Source organism: Aestuariirhabdus sp. LZHN29 (genome assembly GCF_049985285.1).
Taxonomy (GTDB): domain Bacteria; phylum Pseudomonadota; class Gammaproteobacteria; order Pseudomonadales; family Aestuariirhabdaceae; genus Aestuariirhabdus.
In genome coordinates this window covers 114037-125840 of the sequence record NZ_JBNIEU010000003.1, presented here as the reverse complement: position 1 = coordinate 125840, position 11804 = coordinate 114037, and the positions used below count along the sequence as shown (strand labels likewise).

9 protein-coding genes are annotated in these 11804 nt (G+C 57.5%); 3 read left to right on the top strand and 6 right to left on the bottom strand.

Annotated elements, in window-relative coordinates; genetic code table 11:
• Positions 1–35: 35 nt before the first annotated feature.
• Both ACP3PW_RS13000 and ACP3PW_RS12995 read left to right on the top strand, forming a co-directional pair.
• Positions 36–347, top strand: a complete 312-nt coding sequence (locus ACP3PW_RS13000; protein ID WP_426417153.1) for a DUF3135 domain-containing protein — start codon at positions 36–38, stop codon at positions 345–347.
• Between the two features lie 101 nt (positions 348–448).
• Positions 449–994 (top strand): NUDIX hydrolase, encoded by a 546-nt coding sequence (locus ACP3PW_RS12995; protein WP_426417152.1) that lies wholly within the window; start codon positions 449–451, stop codon positions 992–994.
• Between the two features lie 23 nt (positions 995–1017).
• Here ACP3PW_RS12995 and ACP3PW_RS12990 read toward each other — a convergent pair whose 3' ends face one another.
• The 3 genes from ACP3PW_RS12990 to purL all read right to left on the bottom strand — a co-directional run bounded on the left by ACP3PW_RS12990 (position 1018) and on the right by purL (position 6753).
• The gene (locus tag ACP3PW_RS12990) at positions 1018–1329 is read right to left on the bottom strand and encodes an NGG1p interacting factor NIF3 (RefSeq protein WP_426417151.1); all 312 of its coding nucleotides are present in this window, start codon (positions 1327–1329) and stop codon (positions 1018–1020) included.
• Between the two features lie 9 nt (positions 1330–1338).
• Positions 1339–2385 carry a S1C family serine protease gene (locus ACP3PW_RS12985; protein ID WP_426417150.1) on the bottom strand — a complete coding sequence of 349 codons (1047 nt, stop codon included), beginning with the start codon at positions 2383–2385 and terminating at the stop codon, positions 1339–1341.
• Positions 2386–2850: 465 nt separating this feature from the next.
• Entirely contained in the window at positions 2851–6753 is a 3903-nt protein-coding gene (gene purL, locus ACP3PW_RS12980; protein ID WP_426417149.1) for a phosphoribosylformylglycinamidine synthase, read from the bottom strand.
• A gap of 273 nt (positions 6754–7026) precedes the next feature.
• Between purL and mltF the strand changes: the two genes are divergently transcribed.
• Positions 7027–8421 (top strand): membrane-bound lytic murein transglycosylase MltF, encoded by a 1395-nt coding sequence (mltF, locus tag ACP3PW_RS12975; RefSeq protein WP_426417148.1) that lies wholly within the window; start codon positions 7027–7029, stop codon positions 8419–8421.
• A gap of 11 nt (positions 8422–8432) precedes the next feature.
• Here the strand turns inward: mltF and tadA are convergent, their stop codons facing one another.
• Genes tadA through secD form a run of 3 tightly spaced genes read right to left on the bottom strand, consistent with a single transcriptional unit; the run spans position 8433 to position 11802 of the window.
• A complete protein-coding gene (tadA, locus tag ACP3PW_RS12970; RefSeq protein ID WP_426417147.1) occupies positions 8433–8945 on the bottom strand; it encodes a tRNA adenosine(34) deaminase TadA in 513 nt (170 codons plus the stop codon).
• Between the two features lie 47 nt (positions 8946–8992).
• Entirely contained in the window at positions 8993–9910 is a 918-nt protein-coding gene (gene secF, locus ACP3PW_RS12965; RefSeq protein ID WP_426417146.1) for a protein translocase subunit SecF, read from the bottom strand.
• A 26-nt stretch (positions 9911–9936) separates the two neighbouring features.
• Complete coding sequence (gene secD, locus ACP3PW_RS12960; RefSeq protein ID WP_426417384.1) at positions 9937–11802, bottom strand: protein translocase subunit SecD; 1866 nt, start codon at positions 11800–11802, stop codon at positions 9937–9939.
• Positions 11803–11804: the final 2 nt, after the last annotated feature.

Below are 11804 nucleotides of genomic sequence, written 5' to 3'. Positions count from 1 at the left end.
AATAGGTAGAGTCATTCAGGGTGTTAGGGGCGATTATGACCGAGATACCACCATTTGATGAACTGTTGCAGCTGGCAGAGACCGACCCAAGCCGCTTCGAAGTACTCAAGGCACAGCTGATCGATGAGCAGATCCGCCATGCGCCGAGCCACCTCCAACCCCGCCTGCGCAGCGTTCAATTTCAAGCCGAGATAAAAACCCGCCACAGCACCAACCCGATTAGCCGCTGCGTTATCCTTTCCGGCCTGATGCACGACGCCCTGGCGTCTCTCGGGGACATTATTCGATCCCCCTCCAGCAGCCTTGGTAACGGCAGCAACATCTACCCACTCGGCCCCGTTCGCTAGGTGCCAACCTTGCCGGGTAGCGCGCAAAGGGGCTATTGATCCGTTTCATTTCCCGCACCACCCCTTATACTTGAACAGCACAGTCATTTAGGGGGGGAGCGATGAAATTTTGCAGTGATTGCGGGGCAGCCGTAAGTCTAACCATTCCACAGGGCGATAATCGCCCCCGTTACGTTTGTTCCAGCTGCAACGTTATCCACTACCAGAACCCGAGGATTGTTGCCGGTTGCCTCCCGGTGTATGGAGATAAAGTCCTGCTGTGCAAGCGCGCCATCGAACCCCGCTACGGTTACTGGACCCTGCCAGCGGGCTTTATGGAGAACGGTGAAAGCTGCGAAGAGGGTGCCGCGAGGGAAACCGAAGAGGAGGCCTGTGCTGAGGTCACCAACCTTCGGCTCTATACGATGTTCAGTTTGCCCCACATTGACCAGGTGCACCTATTCTATCTGGCGGATATGCCTAACGAGCACTACGCACCGGGAAGCGAAAGCCTGCTAACCCAGCTCTTGCTGGAGGAGGAGATCCCCTGGGATGAGCTGGCATTCCCCACCATCGGCCGAACGCTGCGCTACTTCTTCGCCGACCGCAAGGAGGGTCACTTCGCTATGCGCTCGGAAGCCCTGCTGCGGCCAGTGCGCGCCAACTAGCGACCAGGGCCTGCCCTCCCCTCCTAGTAATCAGCTAGCAGCCAAACCTCGTAAGCAGGGGTTTCATAAGGGTGCGATCGCTTCAGCGCGTCAATGGCAGCCACCACTTGGGAGTCGGCGCACACCATTTCAACCTTGAATTCGCGGACTCGCTCCAGTTCGCCCACCTTGCCCAGAAACGGATCGGCTCCATCCAGCGCCATAAACTGCCCCTCGCCCGATGTTTGCCAGGCACAATGACCATAGTTTCCAATGGTGCCGGCACCCGCTGCAAACAGGGCCCCTTTGACCACCTCAAGGTGGCTTTGCGGGACAAAGAACGCAATCTTATGCATCGCTCCCCCTCAGAAACTGCTGAACAGTTTAATGACCTCGCCTTCGCGGTACACCATCATCTCGATTCGATCGCCCTTGCTAAGCTGTGACATGCGCTTGCGAATAGGCGAGTCCAACGAATCCAACAGGTCTTCCGTAAGCTGAACCCCCATTACACTCAGGATAACATCACCACCGAGCAGGATATCTTCCTTGCCGATTCTCACTGGCAGCGTGCCATGCTTTAGACCCAGAAAGTAGGCGGGAGAGTTTCGCGCCACGCGCTGTACCAGCAACCCAAAATTCTGGGGCACGTTAAGCGCCTTGGCTTCGGTTTCACCCAGCACCATCACCTCAACCCCGGCCCAGAAGCTGGGCTCGTCGAGAAGCAGGCTGCGTGCCAGATTTATGGTCGCCGCAAAGCCCAGCCCCTCGTTGCCGCCAGAGCGGGTGCGGATATGGCTTACGATACCCACCACTTCGCCGCGCAGGTTAAACATCGGACCACCTGAGTTGCCCTGGTTGATTACCGCATCGGTTTGCAAATACTCCACCGGGGTCAGCTGCCCTCGTACCCGACCGATCTCCCGACGGCCGGTCACATAGCCCACCGACAAGGTATGCTCAACGCCGTAGGGGGAGCCGATAACAAAGATCTGCTCTCCCACACGAATTTTGTCCGAATCACCTAGTTTGGCAACCGACAATGACTTGGGCAACGAGTCCAGCTGCAGCAGCGCCACATCGCTTGACGCATTGGCGGAGATAACCTTGGCACTGATCAGCTCCCCACTGGCAAACTCCACCACTACGGCGTCGGCCAGCTCAACCACATGATTGGCGGTCATCACCTGCCCATCGCTGGATATCACCACACCAGTACCCAGGCCACTGCTGCTGCGCATAAGGCCATTTTTTCCGGGGTCTATCACCTGTTCGCTGATGCGGATAGTGACCACACTGGGATCCACCCTGGCATAGAGATCGGCAATCGCCTGCGCCCGCGCGCCGGACGCGCCCAATACGAGCATCAACCCCAAACTCGATACCACAATTTTTAACAACAAAGTATTCACCCTGTACTACTCCCGATTACCCCACTCATGGGGGCACGATGACAGCTCCGCAGAACCGGTGCAAGCGCTCCCTGACCTCTGCATAACAAAGGGCGATCTCCTACATACGAAACAACAAAATACTGACGCTACTAGACAAAGGTGAACTTGATCACAAAACTGAACCACCTATAATCGATCCATGGATGCAGTCAAAAGGAGTACACCATGGACGACCAGTTAAGCAGAAGGGAGATTCTACTACTCGGCACCGCTTTTATTACCCTGTGCAGCAGCCTTTACCTGATCCTTAACCAACTGAGCTAGATCGCACTAGGATCGAGGCTGGATTTGCGATAACAGATCAATCTGCAGCCTTCAGCGCCCGCTTAAAAGCCCAAACAACACACCCCGCTGCAAGCGGGGTGTGTTGTTTGCGGGATCGCATTTGCATGACGGATAGCCCCCAAGGTAGGGCCGACTCCATCAGTCGACCCAAACCCTGGCGTTACGGAACATCCGCAACCAGGCACCATCCTCTTCCCAACTGTCCGGTGCCCAGGAGTTTTGCAGGGTCCGATACACCCGCTCCGGATGCGGCATCATGATCGTGACGCGACCATCAATACTGCTCAGACCCGCAATACCTTCGGGGGATCCATTGGGGTTTGCGGGATAACGCTCGGTGGGATTTCCGTAATTATCCACATAACGCAGGGCAGTCACCGACTGCTGGTTCAGGCTGGCTAGCTGCTCAGGGCTGGAAAACTCCGCATAGCCCTCACCATGGGCCACCGCGATCGGCATTCTGGATCCCTCCATACCCTTGAGCAGAATAGACGGGCTGGATTGAACCTCAACCATCGCCACTCGCGCCTCGAACTGCTCGGAGCGGTTGCGAACAAAGTGAGGCCAGTGTTCGGTCCCCGGAATCAACTCGTGCAGGTTAGATAACATCTGGCAACCGTTACAAACGCCTAACGCGAAGCTATCCGGGCGCTGGAAGAGATCCCCAAACTGCTGTCGGCCGCGTTCATTAAACAGGATTGATTTGGCCCAACCTTCACCCGCGCCCAGAACATCACCATAGGAGAAGCCACCGCAGGCCACCAGACCCTTGAAGCGTGACAGGTCCACTTGCCCACTCAAAATCTGGCTCATGTGCAGATCCACACTGGCGAATCCGGCCCGATCAAACGCGGCCGCCATCTCAATATGACCGTTAACGCCCTGCTCCCGCAGCACCGCGATCTCGGGGCGCGCTCCCGCATTAACATAGGGTGCGGTCACATCCTCATTAAGATCGAAGCTCAACTCGGCGTGCAGCCCCGGATCATCCCGGTCGGCAATGGCATCGAACTCCTGCTGAGCACAGGCACTGTTGTCACGCATCGACTGGATACGATAACTGGTTTCTGCCCACCAGCGCTGATACTGCTGCAATGAGTTTTCCAGTATTGTTTCACCGGCAAACAAAAAGCTGAGGCTGTCGCTGGCTTCAACAGAACCAATCACACTACTGTGCTCGCCCAACCCCGCTGCGGTGAGCTGCTGCAGTACGGCTTCGGTATCCTGTTGGCGCACCTGAATCACGGCACCCAGCTCCTCGCTAAACAACACCGCGGCCAACTCTTCCTGACTATCACTGATACGTTCGAGGTGGATCTCGACGCCGGCGCGACCGGCAAACGCCATCTCAGCCAAAGTAACAAACAAGCCCCCATCGGAGCGGTCGTGGTAGGCAAGCAACTTGCCGTCACCATTGAGGCCCTGAATAACCGCGAAAAACGCTTTTAGGTCTTCACTGTCGTCCAGATCGGCGGGGGTGGCGCCCACGCTTTTGTAAACTTGCGCCAGCGCACTGCCACCCAAGCGGTTCTGGCCATTACCCAGATCCAGCAGAATCAGATCGGTATCACCCTGATCCGTTCGCAGCTGAGGGGTGAGTGTGCGCCGAACATCCTGCACCGGAGCAAAAGCAGAGATCACCAGGGATAGGGGCGCAGTAACGGATTTATCCTCGTCGCCATCCTGCCACTGGGTGCGCATGGACATCGAATCCTTGCCCACCGGTACGCAGATACCCAGCTCGGGACAGGTTTCCATGCCCACTGCTCGCACGGCGTCATAGAGATTCTCATCCTCTCCCGGGTGTCCGGCAGCGGCCATCCAGTTGGCCGATAGTTTGATATCACCCAGCGCCGCGATGGGGGCGGCCGCAATATTGGTGATCGCCTCGGCAATCGCCATGCGCCCGGAAGCCGGCGCATCCAGCAACGCCACGGGGGTGCGCTCGCCCATCGCCATCGCCTCGCCAGTCACTCCGCAGTAGTCGGTGGCGGTCACGGCGCAATCGGCTACGGGAACCTGCCAGGGGCCGACCATCTGGTCTCGGGCAACGGTACCGGTAATAGAGCGGTCGCCAATGGTGATCAGGAAGCTCTTGCTGGCAACGCCGGGGAGCTTGAGAACCCGCTCGGCAGCGTCGGCCAGATCCACCGCCCCGGCATCAAACTCCTGGGGGACAAAGCTCTTGCGCTCTACGCTGCGATGCATACGTGGCGGCTTGCCCAGCAATACCGACAGGGGCATATCCACCGGGTTATTTCCAAAATAACGGTCACCTACTCGCAGATGCTGCTCTTCGGTGGCCTCGCCAATAACGGCATAGGGACAACGCTCGCGCTCGCAGATCTCGACGAAGCGTGCCAGGTCGTCAGGCGCTACCGCCATAACATAACGCTCCTGGGACTCGTTACACCAGACCGCCAATGGGCTCATGCCGGGCTCGTCGTTGGGCACGTTACGCAGTTCAAAGTTAGCCCCGCGCCCACCATCATTTACCAGCTCCGGGAAGGCGTTGGATAAACCGCCCGCTCCCACATCATGAATAAAGGCGATGGGGTTAGCGTCACCCAGCTGCCAGCAGCCGTCGATCACCTCCTGGCAGCGGCGTTCCATTTCCGGATTACCCCGCTGCACCGAGGCGAAATCCAGGTCAGCGTTGCTGGTCCCGGTTGCCATGGAGGAGGCAGCACCTCCACCGAGGCCGATCTGCATCGCAGGTCCACCGAGTACGATCAACTGGGCGCCGACGGGGATCTCTCCCTTCTCGACATGGTCTGCACGAATATTCCCGAGGCCACCCGCAATCATGATGGGTTTGTGATAACCGCGCATCTCGACCCCGTTTACACCGGGAGCCAGCTCTTCGAAGGTGCGGAAGTAGCCGCACAGGTTGGGGCGACCAAACTCATTATTGAAGCTGGCGCCTCCAATGGGGCCCTCGACCATGATATCCAGCGCCGAGACAATACGCTCCGGCTTGCCATAGTTGCCCTCCCAGGGCTGTCGAAATCCGGGAATATTAAGATTGGAGACGGTGAACCCGGTTAGTCCGGCCTTAGGCTTGGAGCCGCGACCGGTGGCTCCCTCGTCGCGAATCTCACCACCGGAACCGGTTGCCGCGCCGGAAAAGGGGGCAATAGCAGTGGGATGGTTGTGGGTTTCCACTTTCATCAGAATATGAACCGCTTCCTCCGACGCTTCGTAGGTGCGGGTGTCTGGATTTGGGAAGAAGCGTGTGGCACCGAAGCCCTCGATAACCGACGCGTTATCCTTGTAAGCAGAAAGCACCCCCTCACCGTGCAGCTGATGGGTGTTACGAATCATCGCAAACAGGGATTTCTCCTGCGCCTGACCGTCAATATCCCAGCTCGCATTAAAAATCTTGTGGCGGCAATGCTCGGAGTTGGCCTGGGCAAACATCATCAGCTCAACATCGGATGGGTTGCGCCCCATGCGCTGGAAATTTTCTACCAGGTAATCGATCTCATCTTCGGCCAGTGCCAGTCCCAGGGAACGATTCGCCGCGGCCAACGCCTCACGCCCCCCCTCGAGCACATCTACCCGTGCCATCGGCGCAGGCTCTGCCTTACTGAACAGCGCCGCGACCTCCTGGGTATCACCAAAAACCGCTTCGGTCATGCGGTCGTGCAGGGCAGGCAACAATCTTTGCTGCTGCTGCGGGTTCAGCGGAGTATCGGCATCAATAAAGTAGGCGATACCGCGCTCAATACGACGCACGACCTCAAGCCCGCAGTTATGGGCAATATCACTCGCCTTGCTGGACCAGGGTGAAATGGTTCCCGGGCGCGGCACCACCAGCAATAGCTGGCCGCTAGGTTCATGGGCCGGGATTGCCGGCCCGTAGCGTAGCAATCTCTCCAGCACCTCGCGCTGCTGCGCCGAGATAGGCGCATCCAGATCCGCAAAATGAAGATACTCGGCATAGACAGCGGAGACTTCAGGCACCAGCGCCTGTAGTAGCGTTAGCAGTTTATTGGCACGAAATTCTGAAAGGGCAGGTGCGCCACGCAACTCAAGCATCGGTAAACTATCCTCTGGCAGGCATCTCAAACGGCTGGTTAAGGGCGGCGATTAGCGACCCACAGCCCCCGTAACTCGGAGGATCACCAGCACAATCAGGGGGGTTAAAAATTGCGCGTATCATACTCCATTCCCCTGCCGACAACCAGCCACGGTTCCTCCCGCCGCACGAACACAGTATGATGTTGCCAGTATCCAATTAAGCCGCAGGTGAGTATGGGAAGAGGTCGTAGTTCTAGCTCCCTACCAGTATGGACACTAGCGGCGGCTGCCGTGGTGGGCCTACTGCTAGGAGGCTGTGATAAACCCTCCCAACTGGCGCAGCTCAAGCAGCAGAATACGCTGCTGATGCTAACCCGCAACACTCCCACGACCTATTTCAACGATCGCGACGAACCCAGCGGGTTCGAGTATGAGTTGGCGCGACGCTTTGCCGATGAACTGGGTGTCGAGCTCGAGGTACGGGTCATCAACTCGATCGATATCCTGCTGCAAACACTGATCAGGCCCGCATTCGAGCAACCCGTCACCTTTGCCGCCGCAGGGCTCAGTATCACCCCCGATCGGCAGAGCAGGGTCGCCTTCTCCTCCCCCTATAAGAACATCAACCTGCATCTGGTTTACAACCGGTCGCTAACCAAGCCGACCGACTTTTCTCAACTGACCGAAGGCGAGCTGGTGGTCGAACAGGGCAGCCACCATGAAGAGCGAGTGCGCTCTTTGATCGGTGAGTTTGAACCCCAATGGCGCAGCAGTGACGAACTGGAGAGCATGGACCTGTTACAGATGGTCAATGACGGTGAGATCGCCTACACCCTGGTCGACTCAAACCTCTGGGCCACCAACTACATCTACTTCCCCAACGCCCGCATCGCCTTTGATTTCCAGCCCGGAGAGCAGCTAGCCTGGGCCTTCGCCAAGGGGGAGGACCGAAGCTTACTGGAGAAAGCCGAACAGTTTTTCGCCCGCATGGAGCAAGAGGGTATCCTGGCGCAGCTCAACGAACGCTTCTACGGTCACGTCAATCAGCTCGATTACGTAGGCGCAGGTATTTTCATGCGCCAACTCGATAGGCGCCTGCCCAAATACCGCGAAGATTTCATCAAGGCCGCGTTGGAGCAGGAGCTGGACTGGAAGCTGCTCGCTGCGATGGGCTATCAGGAATCACACTGGCGCGCCAAGGCTCGCTCCCCCACCGGGGTGCGTGGATTGATGATGCTCACGCTGCCAACAGCAAAGGAGATGGGGGTCGATAACCGCCTCGATCCCCAGCAAAGCATCAGCGGAGGGGCGCGCTATTTTGCCAAGATCAAGCGCCGCATACCGGAGCGCATTCCCGAGCCGGACCGCACATGGATGTCGCTCGCCGCTTACAATGTAGGACGCGGGCATCTGGAGGACGCCCGGGTTATTACCCAACAAAGAGGCGGTGATCCGGATCGCTGGATCGACGTCAAGGAGAGTTTGCCCCTATTGGCGCAGAAGAAGTGGTACAAAAGCACTCGCTATGGCTATGCGCGGGGTAACGAGCCGGTTATCTACGTACAAAACATTCGCCGTTACTACGATATCTTGCAGTGGCTCGAAGCCCCCCAGAGCGAAGCTACCCAGCTCGCGCAAACCTCCCACCAACCCGGTATCGCTGAGGAACCCGAACTCACACAGTGAGCAAAGGGCGTTCAGTTTTTGCCGCGTGCAGCGCGCTTTTCTGCGCGCCGGCGCTGGAAAAATCCGGAAATCAAGTCCGCACACTCCTGCCCTCGTACGCCTCCAGCCACCTCAATACGATGATTCATCGTATCCAGCTCCAGCACCCGTGCAGCGCTGACAATCGCTCCGGCTTTGGGTTCGGTCGCACCATAGACTAAACGATCGATACGACTGTGCACGAGGGCTCCCGCGCACATGGTACAGGGTTCCAGGGTAACGTAGAGGGTGCAACCCGGCAGGCGATAGTTGCCAACACAACGGGCAGCCTCCTGCAGCGCCAGCATCTCGGCATGAGCGATCGGATTACAGCCGCTGATAGGCTGGTTGAATCCCTCCCCCACGACACGCCCCTCGCGCACGACGACCGCGCCCACCGGCACCTCATTTGCAGCATCAGCCTTGCGCGCCAGCTCCAGCGCCCGCGCCATCCACCGCTCATCATCAGAGTCGCTGGTTACGGGGTCAGTTGGAAGGGCGGTCATAGCAAAGAACGACAGGTGGGGCTACAGCGGCTGTAGCCCCGTCACCCCTAGGGTAACTGGTCCACTTCATTCTCCTCCTTCTGCGGCGGCAGAAGGTCTTCACGGGTAAGCCCCATGAACAGCAGAATATTGGCGGCAACATAGATCGACGAGTAGGTACCTACTCCGACACCGATAATCAGCGCCAGCGCGAAGGCATGAATCATCTCACCACCGAAGTAGAACAAGGCGACTAGCACCAACATCGTGGTCAAGGAGGTAACGATGGTACGACCAAAGGTCTGGGTCAGCGAAGAGTTAATAATCTCCGTTTCGCTTCCCTTACGCATCTTACGGAAGTTTTCACGAATCCGGTCGGATACCACGATGGTGTCGTTAAGCGAGTAACCGATCACCGATAGCACCGCTGCCAGCACCGTCAGGTCGAAACCAATACCCAGCAAGGAGAATACACCCAGGGTGATGATCACGTCGTGGGCCAACGCTACCACGGCACCAACGGCAAACTTGTACTGAAAACGCACCGCGATATAGACCATCACCAGCGCCAGCGCCAGCAACATTCCCAGACCGCCCTGCTCACGCAGCTCCTCGCCCACCTGAGGACCGACAAACTCGGCCCGACGCAGGTCAATCTTGCCCTCGTAAACCGCCTGCAGGGAGTCGACAACGGCGTCCCCCAGTTTGGGGTCGTCCCCCGGAAGGCGAATCAACACATCGCTGGCACTGCCGTAGTCCTGCACCACGCCATTCTGGAAACCGGCACTATCCAGATCATTACGGATTTTTTGCAGATCGGCGGCACGGTCATACCCCAACTCAACCAGGGTACCTCCGGTAAAATCGAGGCCAAACTGCAAACCATTGATGGCCAGTGAGGCCAGTGATCCCAGCACCAGTACAGAGGAGAGGGCCACGGCTATCATCCGTGCCCCCATAAAATTAACTACTTTATTGGCTGACATAAGTGTCTTTCCCTATTCCGCGACCACTAGATCCACAACCGCTTCAGTTGGCGACCGCCGAAGCTCAGGTTTACCATGGCCCGCGTTACTATGATCGAGGTAAACATGGAGATAATGATGCCCAATGAGAGGGTAACCGCAAAACCTTTCACCGGCCCGGTTCCTACCGCGTACAAAATCACCGCGACCAGCAAGGTGGTGATGTTGGCATCGAATATGGTTACGAAGGCACGATCGTAGCCCTCATGGATCGCCCGCTGTGGCGACAAACCATTTTTAATCTCCTCCTTTATACGGGAGAAAATCAACACGTTGGCGTCCACGGCCATACCCACGGTCAGCACGATACCGGCAATGCCCGGTAGCGTCAGCGTTGCCGACAGCATCGACATCAGGGCGACCAACAGAGCGAGGTTCAACGTCAGGGCGATATTGGCAAACAGACCGAACACCCTGTAGTAGGCCAGCATAAAGATCAGAACCAGGGTGAAACCAATCACCACCGAGTTAACCCCCATGCGAATATTGTCTTTACCCAGGCTGGGCCCGACCGTACGCTCCTCGACAAAATACATCGGGGCCGCCAAGGCTCCTGCTCGTAACAACAGCGCCAATTCAGAGGCTTCACCAACACCATCAAGGCCAGTAATACGGAAGCTGGTCCCCAAGGCGCTTTGGATGGTCGCCAGGCTGATAATCTCGCGCTCCTCGCGGAACCCGGGCACTCGAACCTGTACCGACTTGCCGTCAATCTGCTGGGTCTCGATGCGGGTGGTCGGCTTCTGCTCGATAAAGAGCACCGCCATACGACGACCCACGTTGTCACGGGTAGCCCGGTTCATTAACTGACCACCGCTACTATCGAGACGAATATTCACCTGCGAGCGGCCATTCTCATCGAAGTTGGACTGGGCATTGGAAACCCGGTCACCACTGATAATAATATTCCGCTCGAGGCGCGCCGGAGACTGCCGGTTCTCCTTGAAAGGGAAGCTTTCGGTCGAACTGGAACTCGCATCAGCTGTCGCTTCGAGGCGAAACTCCAGGTTAGCGGTCTTGCCCAGTATACGTTTGGCCTCAGCGGTATCCTGCACACCCGGTAATTGCACCACGATACGGTTGCGACCCTGGCGCTGTACCAGCGGCTCGGACACTCCCAGCTCGTTAACCCGGTTGCGCACGGTCGTAAGGTTCTGCTTGATCGCATAATCCTCGATCTCCCGCACCTGCGTCGCCTTCAGGGTAAAGCTGAGAAGATAAACGCCCTCTTCATCGTTGCTATCCACCTCCAGCTCCTGAAACTCATCACGAATACGGCTTACCGCATCATCACGAATTTGGGCAGTGGCAAACGACAACTGGCGCGCGCCATTGTCACGTTCCGGGGCGGAACGGTAACGCAGGCGCTCCTTGCGCAGTAACGTGCGAATCTCGCTGTTATAGACTTTCAGCCGCGTTTCAACGGCGCGCTGCATATCCACTTCCAGCAGGAAGTGAACCCCCCCACTGAGGTCCAGGCCAAGCTTCATCGGTCCCGCCCCCAGGGATTCGAGCCACTCGGGCGTCGTCGGGGCAAGGTTGAGGGCGACAACGTAATCATCTCCCATCGCATCCTGAATGACGTCTTTGGCGACCAACTGGTCTTCGATATCGGTCAGGCGCAATAGTGCAGATTTATCCAGCAGCTCACTACTCTTGAGAGTAATATTGGCCGCCGATAATGACTCCTCAGCCCTCTTTAGCGTGCGTTGATCAACCTTCAAAGAGGTACGCAGTCCAGAGATCTGAATCGAGGGATCGTCCGGATAGAGGTTAGGTAGCGCGTATATAGCACCGGTAATCAGCGCCACGGCGATCAGCAGATATTTCCAAAACGGGTATTTATTGAGCATCA